General features: G+C 69.1%; 14 protein-coding genes. 5 read left to right on the plus strand and 9 right to left on the minus strand.

What is annotated here, in order from left to right; genetic code table 11:
- Positions 1 to 6: 6 nt before the first annotated feature.
- From UAJ10_RS26940 to UAJ10_RS26950, 3 genes are all read right to left on the minus strand, one after another.
- Positions 7 to 1,506, minus strand: a complete 1,500-nt coding sequence (locus UAJ10_RS26940; protein WP_322918439.1) for a DHA2 family efflux MFS transporter permease subunit — start codon at positions 1,504 to 1,506, stop codon at positions 7 to 9.
- 106 nt (positions 1,507 to 1,612) lie between these two features.
- Positions 1,613 to 2,764 (minus strand): HlyD family secretion protein, encoded by a 1,152-nt coding sequence (locus tag UAJ10_RS26945; protein WP_322918440.1) that lies wholly within the window; start codon positions 2,762 to 2,764, stop codon positions 1,613 to 1,615.
- A gap of 13 nt (positions 2,765 to 2,777) precedes the next feature.
- Positions 2,778 to 3,332 (minus strand): winged helix-turn-helix transcriptional regulator, encoded by a 555-nt coding sequence (locus UAJ10_RS26950; protein WP_322918441.1) that lies wholly within the window; start codon positions 3,330 to 3,332, stop codon positions 2,778 to 2,780.
- A 128-nt stretch (positions 3,333 to 3,460) separates the two neighbouring features.
- On the opposite strand from UAJ10_RS26950, the gene UAJ10_RS26955 reads away from it, so the two are divergent.
- The 3 genes from UAJ10_RS26955 to UAJ10_RS26965 all read left to right on the plus strand — a co-directional run bounded on the left by UAJ10_RS26955 (position 3,461) and on the right by UAJ10_RS26965 (position 6,041).
- Positions 3,461 to 3,952, plus strand: a complete 492-nt coding sequence (locus UAJ10_RS26955; RefSeq protein ID WP_322918442.1) for a MaoC family dehydratase — start codon at positions 3,461 to 3,463, stop codon at positions 3,950 to 3,952.
- 108 nt (positions 3,953 to 4,060) lie between these two features.
- Entirely contained in the window at positions 4,061 to 4,492 is a 432-nt protein-coding gene (locus UAJ10_RS26960) for a 6,7-dimethyl-8-ribityllumazine synthase (protein WP_322918443.1), read from the plus strand.
- 142 nt (positions 4,493 to 4,634) lie between these two features.
- Positions 4,635 to 6,041, plus strand: coding sequence for an MFS transporter (locus UAJ10_RS26965; RefSeq protein WP_322918445.1), 1,407 nt, complete (start codon positions 4,635 to 4,637; stop codon positions 6,039 to 6,041).
- Here the strand turns inward: UAJ10_RS26965 and UAJ10_RS26970 are convergent.
- Positions 6,026 to 6,952 (minus strand): Gfo/Idh/MocA family protein, encoded by a 927-nt coding sequence (locus UAJ10_RS26970; RefSeq protein WP_322918446.1) that lies wholly within the window; start codon positions 6,950 to 6,952, stop codon positions 6,026 to 6,028. The two genes, UAJ10_RS26965 and UAJ10_RS26970, sit on opposite strands and share 16 nt — an antisense overlap.
- Before the next feature lie 353 nt (positions 6,953 to 7,305).
- Between UAJ10_RS26970 and UAJ10_RS26975 the strand changes: the two genes are divergently transcribed.
- On the plus strand, positions 7,306 to 8,055 hold the full coding sequence (locus tag UAJ10_RS26975) for an SDR family NAD(P)-dependent oxidoreductase (protein ID WP_322918447.1): 750 nt from the start codon (positions 7,306 to 7,308) through the stop codon (positions 8,053 to 8,055).
- Positions 8,056 to 8,083: 28 nt separating this feature from the next.
- Here the strand turns inward: UAJ10_RS26975 and UAJ10_RS26980 are convergent, their stop codons facing one another.
- The 4 genes from UAJ10_RS26980 to UAJ10_RS26995 all read right to left on the minus strand — a co-directional run bounded on the left by UAJ10_RS26980 (position 8,084) and on the right by UAJ10_RS26995 (position 12,684).
- Positions 8,084 to 8,752 carry a DUF3313 domain-containing protein gene (locus tag UAJ10_RS26980; RefSeq protein ID WP_322918448.1) on the minus strand — a complete coding sequence of 223 codons (669 nt, stop codon included), beginning with the start codon at positions 8,750 to 8,752 and terminating at the stop codon, positions 8,084 to 8,086.
- 178 nt (positions 8,753 to 8,930) lie between these two features.
- Positions 8,931 to 9,515, minus strand: a complete 585-nt coding sequence (locus UAJ10_RS26985) for a TetR/AcrR family transcriptional regulator (protein WP_322918449.1) — start codon at positions 9,513 to 9,515, stop codon at positions 8,931 to 8,933.
- Between the two features lie 107 nt (positions 9,516 to 9,622).
- The gene (locus tag UAJ10_RS26990; RefSeq protein WP_322918450.1) at positions 9,623 to 12,277 is read right to left on the minus strand and encodes an ATP-binding protein; all 2,655 of its coding nucleotides are present in this window, start codon (positions 12,275 to 12,277) and stop codon (positions 9,623 to 9,625) included.
- Complete coding sequence (locus UAJ10_RS26995; RefSeq protein WP_322918451.1) at positions 12,247 to 12,684, minus strand: winged helix-turn-helix domain-containing protein; 438 nt, start codon at positions 12,682 to 12,684, stop codon at positions 12,247 to 12,249. The genes UAJ10_RS26990 and UAJ10_RS26995 overlap by 31 nt, the downstream gene beginning before the upstream one ends.
- A 508-nt stretch (positions 12,685 to 13,192) precedes the next feature.
- Here UAJ10_RS26995 and UAJ10_RS27000 point away from each other — a divergent pair.
- Complete coding sequence (locus tag UAJ10_RS27000; RefSeq protein WP_322918452.1) at positions 13,193 to 13,840, plus strand: AraC family transcriptional regulator; 648 nt, start codon at positions 13,193 to 13,195, stop codon at positions 13,838 to 13,840.
- Between the two features lie 9 nt (positions 13,841 to 13,849).
- Here the strand turns inward: UAJ10_RS27000 and UAJ10_RS27005 are convergent, their stop codons facing one another.
- Complete coding sequence (locus tag UAJ10_RS27005) at positions 13,850 to 14,815, minus strand: GlxA family transcriptional regulator (protein ID WP_322918453.1); 966 nt, start codon at positions 14,813 to 14,815, stop codon at positions 13,850 to 13,852.
- Between the last annotated feature and the right edge of the window lie 46 nt (positions 14,816 to 14,861).

The raw sequence follows: 14,861 nt of genomic DNA on the forward strand, positions 1-14,861 counted from the left end.
CCGCCCTCAATGCGCGTCGGCGGATGGCCCCTTGGGCGGCCCCACCTTGCGCATGGCCGGCACCAGCAGCGTGGCGATGACGAAGCACACCAGGATGACCAGGAAGGCGTCCGCGTAGGCCATGGTCTGGGCCTCGCGATAGGCCAGGGTCCACAGTTGCTTCAAGGCCGCCCCCTGCCCCCGCACCGCGTCCCCGCCCAGGGTCGCCACGTCGGACGCCCCCACCTTGGCCACCAGCGCGCGCATGGGGTCGCTGGCGGGCGTCAGGTGTTCGGCCAGGCGCTCGAAGTGCAGGTTGGTGCGGTCGTTCAGGATGGTGCCGCACACGGCGATGCCGATGGCGCCGCCCAGGTTGCGCATCAGGTTGAACAGGCCCGAGGCCTGCTTCAGCCGTGACGGCGGCAGGCCGCCCAGGGTGAGGGTCACGATGGGCGCCACCGCGAACTGCTGCGAGAAGCCACGGAAGGCCTGAGGCAGCAGCAATTCCCGCCAGCCCCAGTCATGGGTGATGGGGGTGAAGTTCCACATGCTGAGGGCGAAGCCGGTCAGCCCCACCATCATCAGCCAGCGCAGATCCACTCGCTTGGCCAGGATGGTGTAGAGGGGGATGGCGCTGACCTGGAACAGGCCGGTGGAGAACACGGTGAGGCCGATGTCCAGCGCGCTGAAGCCCCGCACCCGGCCCAGGAACAGCGGCGTCAGGTAGATGGTGGCGAAGATGCCGATGCCGGTGATGAAGGAGAACAGGCAGCCCAGGGCGAAGTTGCGGCTTTTCAGCGCCCGCAAATCCACCACCGGGTTGGCGTAGGTGAGGCTGCGCGCGATGAAGGCGACGCCGGCGACGGCCGAGATCCAGGCCGTCAGGCGGATGGTGTCGTCGTCGAGCCAGTCCCAGCGGGGCCCTTCCTCCAGCGTGTATTCCAGGCAGCCGAGGAAGATGGCCATCAGCAGCATGCCGGGATAGTCGGCACCCTTCAGCAGCGACCAGTCGGGTTCGTCGATGCGCACCATCAGGGGCACGGCGATGGTGACGAACAGGCCCGGCACCAGGTTGATGAAAAACAGCCAGTGCCAGGAGTAATGGTCGGTGATCCAGCCGCCCACCGTGGGCCCCAGCGTGGGCGCCAGCGAGGACAGCGCCCCGACCGTGGCGGCGGCCACCACCACGCGGGGTCCGGCGAAGAAGGCGAAGGCGGAGGTGAAGACCATGGGGATCATGGACCCGCCCAGGAAGCCCTGCAGCGCCCGGAAGGCGATCATGCTCTGGATGTCCCAGGCCCAGCCGCACAGCAGACTGGTCAGGGTGAAGCCGGCGGCGGAGACGGCGAACAGCCAGCGGGTGGACATGACCCGCGCCAGCCAGCCGGACAGCGGGATGACGATGATCTCGGCGATCAGGTAGCTGGTCTGGACCCAGGCCGTCTCATCCGTGCCGGCCGACAGGCCACCGCCGATGTCACGCAGCGAGGCGGAGACGATCTGGATGTCCAGCAGCGCGATGAACATGCCCACGCACATGATGGCGAAGGCGATGATCTTGCCCCGGGGGAGAGTTCCTTTTTCCGCGGGGCGGCTATCGCCACCCCTGGCCCCCCGGCGGCGGTGGTGGCGGTCATGGCGCCGTCTTCCCGGCGACGGCCACCGCCCTGGTGCCGCGCTCTTTGGTGTTTGCCTCTTTCGTATCGATGGCGGCGGTGACCGACAGGCCGGGGCGCAGGCTGCCCAGCAGGCTGCCCTCGCCATCCAGCAGGATGCGCACGGGCACGCGCTGCACGATCTTGGTGAAGTTGCCGGTGGCGTTCTCCGGCGGCAGCACGCTGAACTGCGCGCCGGTGGCCGGCGCCATGCTGACCACGCGGCCGTGGAAGCGGCGGCCCGGCAGCACGTCGGCCTCGACCGACACCGGCTGGCCGGCCTTCAGGTCCGCGATCTGGCTTTCCTTGAAATTGGCGTCCACCCACAGCCCCTGCGCCGGCACGATGGCGATCAGTTGCGCGCCCACGGTGGCGTAGGCGCCCGGCCGGGCGCTGCGGTTGCCGACGGTGCCGTCGATGGGCGCCCGCAGCTCGGTGTAGCTGAGATTCAGCTGCGCGGTGTCGCGGTCGGCGATGGCGCCGGCCAGCGCCGCCTCCGCCTGGCGCTTCTGGGTGTCGATGACGTCGATCTGGCGCTGGGCCGCCTGCAGGGTGGCCGTGGCCTTCTCGCCATTCGCCACCGCCTGCTTGTAGGCGGCGTCCGCCTTCTCGAAGGCCTGGATCGAGGCGGCGGCCGTGGCCGACAGGGCGCGGTAGCGGTCCTGGTCGTACTTGGCGCGGTCGGTCTCGGCCTTGGCGGCCCCCACCCCGGCGGCGGCCTGGTTGATGACGGCCTGCTGCAGGCGGCGCTGCGCCTCCAGGTTGGCCAGCGTGGCCTCCTGCGCTTGAACCGCCGCTTCGGCCCGGGCCAGGGCGGCGCGGTAGTCGCGGTCATCCAGCTTCAGCAGCAGGTCGCCGGCGTGCACCGCCTGGTTGTCGGTGACGGCCACCTGGGCGATGAAGCCGGACACCTTGGGCGCGATCACCGTGACATCGCCGCCGACATAGGCGTCGTCGGTGCTTTCGATGAAGCGGCCGCTGGTCCACCAATCATAGCCGTAGGCCGCGGCCGCCACACCCAGGCCGAGGCCCAGGGCGGAAAGGAGGAGCGTGCGGCCCAGGCGCCGCGACTTCACCGGGCTGCCGGCAAGCCCGCCGTCCTGCTGCTGTTCATAGGTCTGACTGGACATGGGGTCGCATCCTTCAAGCGGCCGCGCCGGTCGGGGCGGCGGCGGATTCGGTGGGGTTCGGCGCGGGCGCGGTGGCAGGCGCAGTGGCAGGCCAAGTGGGATAGCGCGACTTCGTGCGGGCGTCGGCGGCGGGGCCAGCCACGACACGGAAGGCGGGGTAGGTCAGCGGCCGCCCGGTATGCCGGTCGACCAGCATCGGTTCGGCCGGGGCGCCGGTGGCGCTGTCCACCAGCTGGATGGCCGGGCCCTCGGGCGCGAAGTGTTGGTTGCCCCAGGCCATGATGGTCCACAACACGGGGCGGAAGTCCTGCCCGGCAGGGGTCAGCACATATTCGTGGCGCGGGGGCCGCGCGCTGTAGAGGCGTTTTTCCAACAGCCCGTCGGCGACCAGGGTTTGCAACCGACGGGTCAGCATGTTGGGCGCGATGCCCAGATTTTTCTGAAACTGGTCGAAACGGCTGGCGCCCAGGAACGCCTCGCGCAAAATCAACATGCTCCACCACTCCCCCACCCGTTCCAGGCTGCGGGCGATGGGGCACTGCGGATTGATCAGGCTACTATCGTGCATGAAAGCCATCCTCGTGTTACTTTCATAATGAAAGCCACAGGACGTCATTTAGGCCTAGTCACTTTCACGATGCAAGTTACAAAGCCGGTCCACCCGGCCCAACACCCTGCGACGGGAGCAGACCACCCATGTCGGAAACGGCGACCACCCCCTCCACCGCCCCCAAGCTGTACCTGGACGACCTGCAGCCCGGTCAGCGCCACGTGACCGGCACGCACACGCTGGACGCCGGTGGAATCAAGGCCTTCGCAGCCCAGTTCGACCCCCAGCCCTTCCACCTGGACGAGGAGGCGGCCGCCCAAAGCTTCTTCGGCGGGCTGGCAGCCAGCGGCTGGCACACGGCCGCCGTCACCATGCGGCTGATGGTCGACGGCCTGCCCATCGCCGGCGGCGTCATCGGCGCGGGCGCGGACATCACCTGGCCCGCCCCCACCCGGCCCGGCGATACCCTGCAGGCGCATTGCGAGGTCCTGGAGGTCAAGCCCTCCCGCTCCCGCGCCGACCGGGGGATGATCACCATGCGGACTGAAACGCGGAACCAACGGGGCGAGGTTGTGCAGCTGATGACCACCCGGGTGGTGGTGTTCCGCCGACCGGAAACGCCGGCCGCCGAGGACTGACGGAGGGCCGGCGATCCCTTTCCGCCGCCCGTTCTTTTCGCCATAGTGGGCCGCCATTGTCGGAGGGCGGCGCCGGAAGGCGCGCCTTGTTTTCAGGAGTAGCATCCCGTGCCCAAGAAAAGCGGAGTCGCCATCGTCGTCGGCTCCTTCCACAAGAATGAATGCGAGACGATGCTGGCCGCCGCCGCCGGGGCCATCAAGGAACGCGGCATGAAGCTGCGCGCCGTGGTGCGCGTGCCGGGCTCCTACGAGAAGCCGCTGGCCACCAAGCGCCTGCTGCAACGCGACGACGTCGATGCCGTGGTGGTGCTGGGCATCATCGAGCATGGCGAGACGGCGCACGGCCGCGTCATGGGCCAGTCGGTCAGCGACGCGCTGGTCAACATGCAGCTGGAATTCATGAAGCCCATCGGCATCGGCATCATCGGTCCGGAGGTCTTCCCGACCCAGATCCAGCCCCGCCTGGTGGGCCACGCCGTGGCCGCCGTGGCGGCGGTCGAGGTCATGCTGATCGGCGCCGAATTGCCATACGAGGTCTGATCCTTCCAGCCCGCCGCCCTGGCCCCCGCCTTGGACGGGCCGGGGCGGCGGCATGGCACGCCAGCGCTTTCGGCGCGCCTGGATCAGGCCGACTTCGTCTATTCCGGAAGCGGATCGATGACCGGCAGCCTGGGATAGGCCGATGACCGCGGACGTGATGGACACCCCCAAGCCGACGCAGACCGATGGTTTGCCCGACCGTCCCCGGTTCTGGGCCATGGCCGCCATCCTGACGGCGGTGGGCATGGCCACGCTGGACACGGCCATCGCCAACACCGCCCTGCCCACCATCGCCGGCGATTTCCAGGCCACGGCGGCCGATTCCGTGTGGGTGGTGAACGCCTATCAGCTGGCGGTGGCCGCCGCCGTGTTGCCCTTGGCCTCGCTGGGCGACCTGCTGGGGCAGAAGCGCGTCTACCTGGCGGGTCTGGCCCTGTTCGCGCTGTCGTCGCTGGCCTGCGGCCTAGCCCCCACCCTGCCCCTGCTGGAGGTGGCGCGGGTGGTGCAGGGCCTGGGTGCCGCCGCCATCATGAGCGTCAACATCGCGCTGATCCGCCATATCTATCCCGCCCGCATCATGGGCCGGGGCTTCGGCCGCAACGCCTTGGCCGTCGCCATCTCCTTCGCCATCGGGCCCACCGTCACGTCCACCATCCTGTCGGTGGCGACCTGGCATTGGCTGTTCCTGGTGAACGTGCCCTTTTGCCTGCTGGCCCTGAGTTTGGCCACGGTCACCCTGCCCACCATCCCACCGCTGGGCCATCGTTTCGACGGTGTCGCCGCCCTGCTGACCGCCGGCCTGTTCGCCCTGCTGGTACTGGGCATGGGCGAGGCGGCGCACGCGGCGCCCTGGCCGCGGGTGGTGGCCGAGTTGGCGGGGGCCGCCCTGTGCGGGTTCCTGCTGCTGCGCCGGCAGCGGGGTCATCCAGCGCCCATGCTGGCCATCGACCTGTTCCGCGACCGGACCTTCGCCCTGTCGGCCTTGACCTCGGTCTGCACCTTCATCGCGCAGGGCCTGGCCTTCGTCGCCCTGCCCTTCCTGTTCCAGTCGGTCATGGGCAGGACGGCGGTGGAGACGGGCCTGCTGATCACACCCTGGTCGGTGGTGGTGGCGGTGATGGCCCCCATCGCCGGCAAGCTGTCCGACCGCTATCCCGCCGGCATCCTGGGCGGCCTGGGTCTGGCCATGCTGTGCCTGGGCATGGTGCTGGTGGCCCTCATGCCGGCCCGGCCGTCCGGCCTGGACATCGCCTGGCGCCTGGGTGTCTGCGGCGCCGGCTTCGGCTTTTTCCAATCGCCCAACCTGAAGGCCATCATGAGCAGTGCCCCCCTGCACCGCAGCGGCGGGGCCAGCGGTATCGTCGCCACCGCGCGGTTGCTGGGCCAATCGACCGGGGCGGCCCTGACCGCCGCCTGCTTCGGCCTGCTGGCCAACCACGACCTGACCTACGGCGCCATCCTGGCCTTATGGCTGGGCGCCTTCGCCGCTGGGGCCGCCAGCGTCGCCAGCGTCCTGCGCCTGACGGTGAAGCCTCAGGCGGCGGCCTGAACCTGCCGCACCACCGTCTCGCACAGGCGGTGGGTCTCCAACGCGTCGCGGGCGCTCAAGGTCCGGCCGGCGCGCAAGGCGCCCAGGAAATGGTCCACCGCCTGGCGGATGCCGCGCTGGTCGGACACGGGCGTCCAGTCGCCCCGCCGGGTGCTGGTGTGGGTGCCGGCCTCGGCGATGTGGATATCCGCCATGTCGACGATGCGGTGGCGCACGGCCTGGCCGTCACGCCCCCGGCCGGAGACCTCCAGCACCTCCTCATTCACGCCGGCCACGCGGTTCATGGTGCCGATGGCGGTGCAGGCGCTGGCCCCCTCGCCACCAGCCAGGGTCAGCACCACGTGGTGCAGCAGCCCATCCGCCACGCGGGCGTCCACCCGCAGGTCACGCACCGGCGCCGGCAGCAGGAAGCGTAGCGTATCCACCACGTGGATGAAGTCGTCGAACACCACGGTGCGCGGGGTGTCGGCCAAATCCACCCGGTGCTTTTGCATCAGCACCAGGTCCCGGGGCGACGCCGCGAGGGCGGCATAGGCCGGGGCATGGCGGCGGTTGAACCCGACCATGAGGCCGACGCCGCGCGCCTCCGCCAAATCCACCAGGCGCTCGGCGGCGGCGGCCGTGTCGGCCAGCGGCTTGTCGACATAGGTGGGGATGCCGGCCGTCAGCAACCGGGTCACCAGTTCCTCATGCGCCGCCGTCGCGGCATGGACGAAGGCGGCGTCCAGCCCGTCGCGCAGCAGGGCGTCCAGATCGCTGTGGGCGTGGGCCACGCGCCAATCGGCGGCGATGGCCCGCACCTTGTCCGCATCGCGGGACATCAGCGACAGGGTGACGTCGCCCCGTGCCGCCAGGACCGGCAGGTAGGCCTTGCGGGCGATATCCCCCAGCCCGATCATCGCGACACGCATGCATCCCCCTGTAGTCCCTGGATATCCGGTGGGAACCTTAGCGCCGGGCGGGCTGAAAAAACCAGCCACCGGCGGGCGTGATATCGCATACAATTTCAAAATAGAGGGCGAATCGTACAATCGGCGGCGCCGGAACAGCGGCACCCTGCGCCGTAAAACGGCCCCCGGCGGGGACCTGACTGACGGGAGCCCAGCGTTCATGGATGCCGATTTCCATCTTGGGAAAATACCTTGCTGGACCGGTTCCGCCCCGTCATCCCGCCCGTATGGCCCAATCCTGAAAACAGGAACATTCCGGAAGGCCCGGCTCGCACACCTTCCGCGACAACCCCTCAATCCCGGAAATGGCAGGCATGACGAAGAAATTGGCGGGCAAGGTGGCCTTGGTCACCGGCGGCTCCCGCGGCATCGGGGCCGCGACCGCGAAAGCCCTGGCCAGCGAAGGCGCGGACGTGGCGATCAGCTATCTGGCCTCATCCACGCTGGCCGACACCGTGGTGCGGGACATGCGGGCGGCGGGCGCCCGCGCGGCGGCGTTCAAGGTTGACCAAGCCAACCCGCGCGAGGTCGAGGGCCTGGTCCGCAGTGTCGTGGCCCAGTTCGGCCGCCTGGACATCCTGGTGAACAACGCCGGCGTGTTCGCCACCGGTGACGTGGACGATCCCGATTGCGACATCGAGGCGTTGACCCGGCAGTACGCAGTAAACCTGGCCGGGGTGGTCGCCGCCATCCGGGCGGCGTCGCGGGTATTGGCGGATGACGGTCGCATCATCGCGGTGGGCGCGTGCGTGGCCGCCCGCGTCGGCTTCCCCAGCTTGGCCGACTATACCGCCGCCAAGGCGGCTGTGGCCGGCTATTGCAAGGGCGCCGCCCGCGACTTGGCCCCCCGGAGAATTACCGTGAACGTGGTGCAACCCGGGTCCATCGACACCGACCTCAACCCCGCCAACGGCCCCTTCGCGCCCGTGCAGGCCGCGATGAACGCCTTCGGGCGCTATGGCCGGCCGGAGGAGGTGGCGGCCGGCATCCTGTTCCTGGCGAGCCCCGACGCCTCCTTCGTCACGGGCTCGATCCTGACCATAGACGGCGGTTACGGGGCCTGACGCCCCCTTCCATGTTCCCGGGTGCCAGTCAGGTGTCGGGGCTCAACTGGGCCACCAGCGCGTCGGCGCCCTTGTCGATCCCGGTCTTTGCGGCGCCCAGCGAGCCGAAGCTGGCGCCGACGTTCATTGCACCGGGATATTGCTTGGTGATGTAGGCGGACAGCAGCTTGCCACTGGCGGCGTCGTGGACCTCCACCGCGTAGACCACGGAACCGCTGATCATGCCCTGCCGCCCCCGGATGGCCTGCACCCCGTTATAGAGGCCCCCCGCCAGGTCGAAATGGCTGAACGGTCCGATGACGGCGGGCGTGGTGGTCGCCCCCGTCAGGGTCAGATGCACGCGCAGGGTACCGGGCGCGGGGGTGCCGACGATCAGGAAGCGGGTCGCCAGCCTCTCCCGGAACTCAGCCTGCATATAGTCCGCCAGTTCAACCTTGTCCTTTTCCTCCATGTCGCCGAACTGGCCGTCGGCGCCGTAGTAGATCGCCACCGGGTCGATGATCACCTTGCTGTATGCGCGCCAGTCCGCCGCCGCGGCATAGCGATACGGAACACGGCCGGTGTCATCCGACGGATTGGGCCGCAGATAGGACGCCGACGCGATATCGCGATAGGGCGCGGGCTCTATGCCGCCGCAGCCGGCCAAAAGGGCGCACGCGGCCAGCGGCAGCAACAGCCGCCGGATCAGGTCGGACATTCAGGTCTCCACAGGGCATGGGCGCGCGTCCGGGCCAGGCAAGACCGCCGGGCGCCGTGGACTCACGCGATGAAACAAAGTCGTCGCGGCGATGCCGATACCGGCCTCATCCCGCTGAGATCTACCCTAGCAAGCCATAAACAATCCGTCTAGTCGGTTTTTTAATGTGTACGTGACATCATGACGGCTTGCTTGCCAGCGCCTTGCAGCCCCGCCAGCGCGCGGTGTCCTGCAACAGATCAAACAGATGCTCCCGTTCCTCCGGCGTCAGCGAGCACATGCCCATGAGCGCAGGGATGGCCAGCCCGCGCGCGGCCACGAAACGCAGCAAGGCCAGGTCCTGGTCCCTGGCCTCGTCCTTCAGTTGCTGCAGCTTGGGTTCACCCGCTTTCCGCACCATGCCCAGCAGCCCGGGATCCTCCGCGAAGGCGCTGACCAGCGCGAAGGCGACGGAGGTGGGGTCGGTGGCGACCTCGCGCAGCACTGCGATCTGAGCCTGCAGGTTGGCCTCGCCACTGGCCGGGTCGGCCTTGGCCAAGTGGACACGGGCCCGTTCGTCGGAATGGGCGATCTGGTGGTCCAGCAGGGCTTCCAGCACCGCCTGCTTGGTGCGGAACTGGTGCATGACCCCGCCCTTGCTGATGCCGCTTTCCCGCGCGATGGCGTCCAGCGTCAGCTTGCCCGCCCCATCACGAGCGATGATGGCGAGCGCCGCCTGGATGACGGCGGCGCGGGTGCGTTCGGAACGGGTGGCGTTGTCCATGGTCGCTCAACAAGGCTGAAACGGGCGGGCCGCACGCCGGCGGCTGCTTCCGGTTACCCCGTCGCCCCGGCAAAAGCAATCCGACCGGTCTGTTTTGCGTCGTCCGCCTAACAGGCGACACCGGGGAAGGGAATGACCTCCCCATCCCGCCCCTCGCGCACCGGCCAGGGCCGTGCGGGGCCGACGGCGCCATTCAGCAAGCCGGAGGCCAGCGGGCAGGCCATGTCCTGCACCAGGGTCGCCAAGAGGTCACGGGCGGCCACCAGATCGGCGGTCAGGAATCCCTCGGTGAAGCGGCCATGGACGCCATGCACCAGGGCGTGGGCGTCGGCCGACCGGCCCTGGCTGCGCCAAAGCCGCGCCAGGCTGAGGGCCGCGCGCAGCTCCCACGACAGGGCTTCCTGCTGCCGCGCCCAGGTCATCGCGTCCTGGAAATGGGCCTCCGCCGCCTGGGCGGCGCCGATGCGCACGGTGCCGGAACCATCCTCCCGCACCAGCAGCTCACCCTTGATGCGCAGCAGTTCGGGCATGGCCCAGTGGATGCCGCGCGTTTCCGACCGGCCCAGCGCCTGGTCGATGACCTGCAGCCCCTCGCGGGCTTGGCCGGCCCGGCCAAGAGCTTCCGCCCATTCCCCCAGATAACCGATATAGCGCAGGGCGAAGTTTATCGCCTCCAGGTCCGCCATCGCGGCGCGCATCCCGGCCAAGCCGGCCGCCCCCTCACCCCGCAATGTCTGCAGTCGATGCTTGAAATACCGGCCCATCACCGCCCACGGTCCCAGGCCGTGACGGCTGGCCTGGTCCTGCAGCATCCCGACATAGCGATCGGCCGCCGCCATATCCCCCACCAGCAGGGACACTTGGCAGGCCGCGGTGGACAGGGCGTACCCCAGCGTCAGGGCATGGTCCATCAACTGCGCCTCTTCCACCGCCATGGCGACCATGGCCGCCGCCTGGTCGGGAAAGCCCTGGATCCATAGGATGACGGACAGGGGCACGCACGCCGCCACCCGCTGGTCGTACTGGTACCGCACCAGGTGACCGCGATGATTGGGTCGGACATAGCGGCGCAGCCCATCCTCGATGTGGCGCCGGCCGGCGGCATGATCACCAATCAGATGCAGGGCGAAGCCCCGCATGCGATCAGCCGCCATGAGATCCACCGGGTCGGCCGACCGTACCGCCACGGCGCGGAACTGCTCGGAAATCTCCAGCGCCTGGCTGTAGCGGCCCTCATTGAAGATCTCGACGTACAGGCCCCACAGGGCGCGCAGCTGATAGTCGATGTCGTCCAAATGGCGCGCCAGGGTCAGCGCCTGGCCCAGCACCGCGCGGATCTCCGGCCCCGGCCCTTTGGTGTAGATCAGCGACAGGCCCAAGGCCGACAACAGGCGCAGCATCCGTTCCGCATCCGGCCCCGGCACCAGCTCCGCCGCCGGCGACGGGGGCACAATGTCCAAGGCGCGACGCACCGCCTCGCGGCATTCGTTCATCAGCGACATCTGCATCCACAGCGGCACGGCCGCGGCGGTGAGGGAAAGGCCCAAGCCGGCGTCCCCTTCGGGCCCGAAAGCCCAGATGAGGGCGGCGCGCAAATTGTCGATCTGCCGGCCGTAGACCTCCAGCCATTCCGCCGTGGGTCGGTGATCCCATTCCTGTTCCGCCCGCACCAGCAGGTCGCGGTGGCATTCCGCGTGCCGGCGCAGCAGGCGGGGCAGCTCCCCGCTTTCCGTCAGCTTTTCCAGGGCGTAGGCCCGGGTCATCTCCAGCAGCCTGTAGTAGACATAGTTGCCGCTGACGTCCGCGATCAAAAGGGACTTGGCCACGAGGTTCGACAATGCCACCAAAATGTCGGTCTGGCTCAGCAGCGTGTCACCGGCCACGGTGGCGGCGGACTCCATGGTGAAGGCGCCGGCGAAAACCGCCAGGCGATGCAACACCGTCCGCTCCGGCGCCGGCAGCAGTTCGTAGCTCCAGTCCAGCATGGCCCGCAGCGTCTGGTGCCGGGGCAAGGCGGTGCGCCGGCCCCGCACCAGCAGGGCGAAGCGGTCGTTCAAGCGGGCGGCCAGGCCGCGCAACCCGAACAGGTCCAGCCGGGCGGCCGCCAGTTCGATGGCCAGCGGGATGCCATCCAGCCCCCTGCAGATCTCGGATACCAGCGGCACGTCGGCATCAGCGAAGGTGAAGGTGTCGACGCAGGCCGCGGCCCGCTCCACGAACAGGGCCACGGCGGAGTAGTCTAGGGCCTGGACGGCGTCGACGGAGGCCGTCACAGGCGGGATTTCCAGCGAGGCCAGGCGCTGCACCCATTCCCCTTCGGCCCGCAGCGGCTCGCGGCTGGTGGCCAGAATGTGGACGCGAGGGGCGCCGCGCAGCACGGTCTCGGCAAGCACCGCCGCCGTTCCCACCACGTGCTCGCAATTGTCCAGGATCAGCAGCAGGTTCTTGTCCTGCAGGATGGTGCCCAGGTCAGCGATGCGGTCGACCGAGACGCCCAGGGCCCCGGCCAGCACGCTGGCCGCCAGTGTGGCGTCGCCCAGGGTGGCGTCCGTCACCGGCGCGAAATCCACGAAGCGCGCGCCGTCGGCATAGCCGGCCGCCGCCGCCTCGGCCAGGGCCAGCGCCACCGTCGTCTTGCCGATGCCGCCCGGCCCGACAAGGGTGATGAAGCGACGGTCGGGCAACTGGTCGGACAGGGTACGGACAAGGGCCTCCCGCCCCACGACGCGGGTCAGCCGGACCGGCAGGACGTGGCCCGCCACGTCCCCCCGACACCGCTGGGCGCGGGCGATGGTGGCGGCAAGGGCACCGATTCCGGGATCGCGTCGGAGCGCGTCACCGGCGCCACGAAGCAATACCCCCGGCCGGGAACATTGGCGATGTAGCGGGCGCCGTCGCGGCCCTCGCCCAGGGCCTTGCGCAGGGCGGCGATGTTGACCCGCAGATTGGCGTCGTCGACATAGGTGTCGGGCCAGACGTTGGCCACCAGGTCGTCCTTGGCCACCACCTGGCCAGCGTGTTCCGCCAGCACGATCAGGATGTCCAAGGCCCTGCTGCCGAGGCGCAGCGGCGCGTCACCGTCCATCAGGATCTTACGGCCCGGCGAAAGGCGGAAAGGGCCGAACGTGAGCAGCCGTTCGGAGCCTGAACCAACCGTCGTATCGGTCATGCCACGCCCCCCACGGTCCCACCCCCTTTTCGGCAACGACCCATCCCTGGGGCATCGGCAGAATGAACTATCAACCGCACCCCGACTTCCACCGCCTCAATCCCAATGAAACCTGCCGAACAACCCCGTCATGGGCAGAAATGCCCAAGGGATCCGGAGCAACAGGTGGTGCCGCCCCAACATACCGCCGTATTCCGTGAGAGGCGGCCAGAGGAATGCGGGCCGGGCCGCGCCCGACACACGAAATGATGCTGGCGCATGCGCCCGACACGGGCAATCCTCCAAGAGGCAATACCCCATCGAGACAGCCAGATTTTAAAAAATCCCGCAGTTTTCGCCTATCCGCGCCGTCTCCATGTCCATTTCGTTACTAGCTGAGCGCCGATTGACGGCAACTTACAACAAATTACAGCACTTAATTCGCCAGCACGGCGGGCTAACGGCAGACTTCCCCCATCGCAAAGACGGCCTACCGCGGGAAGCGGGGGCACCCATGACGGGGGCAGCCATGATGGACGCAAGCCAAGGGAACATTGAAACGCCGGCCGCCGCCGACACCGGGTGGATCGCCGCCATGGTGGTGAAGCTGCTGGACGATGCCGGCGACATCATGGACAGCGACCGCGACGCGGCGCGGGCCTGTATCGCCCGTGCCGCCGCCTTCCTGCGGGGGGAGGCCACCCCCTTGGGCGTCCGGGCGGACGGGGCCGGCCACGGCGCCCACCAAACAACCCGGGAAGCGGCCAAAGGCACATCGCCCTCTTCGGCGACCACCGAGGCCATCCGCGGCGGGCTGGCACCCTGGCAGATCCGCCGGGTCATCAGCCATATCGACGCCAATCTGGCCGGGACCATCCGCATGGACGACTGCGCCACCGTCACCCGGCTCAGCACCCGCTATTTCTCGCGCGCGTTCAAGAGCAGCTTCGGCGTACCGCCCCACACCTATGTGGTGCAGCGTCGCGTCCAGCAGGCGCAGCACCTGATGCTGACCACCCAGGAACCGCTGTGCCAGATCGCGCTGGCGTGCGGCCTGTGCGACCAGGCCCATTTCTCCAAACTGTTCCGCCGCGTCGTGGGCCTCAGCCCCAGCACCTGGCGGCGGCAGTGGCGCGACGCCCCGCTGGAACCGGTTTACCAGACCGAGGCGGCGTGATCCCCGTTCCTACAGGGGGACGGGCCGGAAGCTGGCGCGGTACTGACTGGGCGTCATGCCCATGTTCTTGACGAACACCAGGCGCATGCGGTTGGCGCTGCCGAAACCGCTGTGGAAGGCGACCGTCTTCAAGGGCAGATCGCCACCCTCCAGCAGATTGCGGGCGGCGTCCACCCGCGCCCGTTCCACGAATTCCGCCGGCGTCACTTTGGCCTGCTGCACGAAAACCCGGGCGAAGTTGCGGGCGCTCATACCGGCCACCCTGGCCATGCTGGCCACCGTATGCTCATCCGCCACATGCTGCATGACATGGGCCTGCACCCGGGCGATGGGCGAACTGTCATCCGCCGGAAGGGTGAGATAGGGGCTGAATTGCGATTGGCCGCCCTGGCGCTGCGCCACGACCACCAGGCGCTTGGCCGTGGCCAGGGAGATGGCGGCGCCATGGTCCTCCGCCACCAACGCCAGGCACAAGTCGATGCCGGCGGTGACGCCGGCGGAGGTGACCAGCGGCCCGTCGCGCAGGTAGATGCGGTCCAATTCCACCCGTGCGGCCGGGAAACGGTCCGCCAGCGCCGGCGCATCCTGCCAGTGGGTGGTGGCGGCGCGGCCGTCCAGCAAACCGGCGGCCCCCACCGCGAAGGCGCCCGTGCAGATGGACCCGTAGCGACGACAACGCGGCGCCGCCGCCCGCAGCCAGTCCACCAGCCCGGAATCCACCGGCCCCTTGGGCAGGTCCGGGCCGCCCGCCACCAGCAAGGTGTCGAAGCGATCGGCCGCCGGGTCGATGATCCGGTCGGCCGTCAGGTACAAGCCGTTGGAGGCGCGCATCGGCCCGTCCGCCGTGCCCAGCACGGTCAGGACGTAGCGATCCCGCGGCGGCAGGAAGCCGTTGGCTTCGGCGAACACATCCAGCGGCCCCGCCACGTCCAGGGCCTGGACGCCGGGGAAGATGGCGATGGCGACGGTACGCATGGGGCGACCCCACCTTGGCGGAAGACAGGGGTATCTTGGCAGGAAA

Source organism: Nitrospirillum guaranorum (genome assembly GCF_034653275.1).
Classification (GTDB): domain Bacteria; phylum Pseudomonadota; class Alphaproteobacteria; order Azospirillales; family Azospirillaceae; genus Nitrospirillum.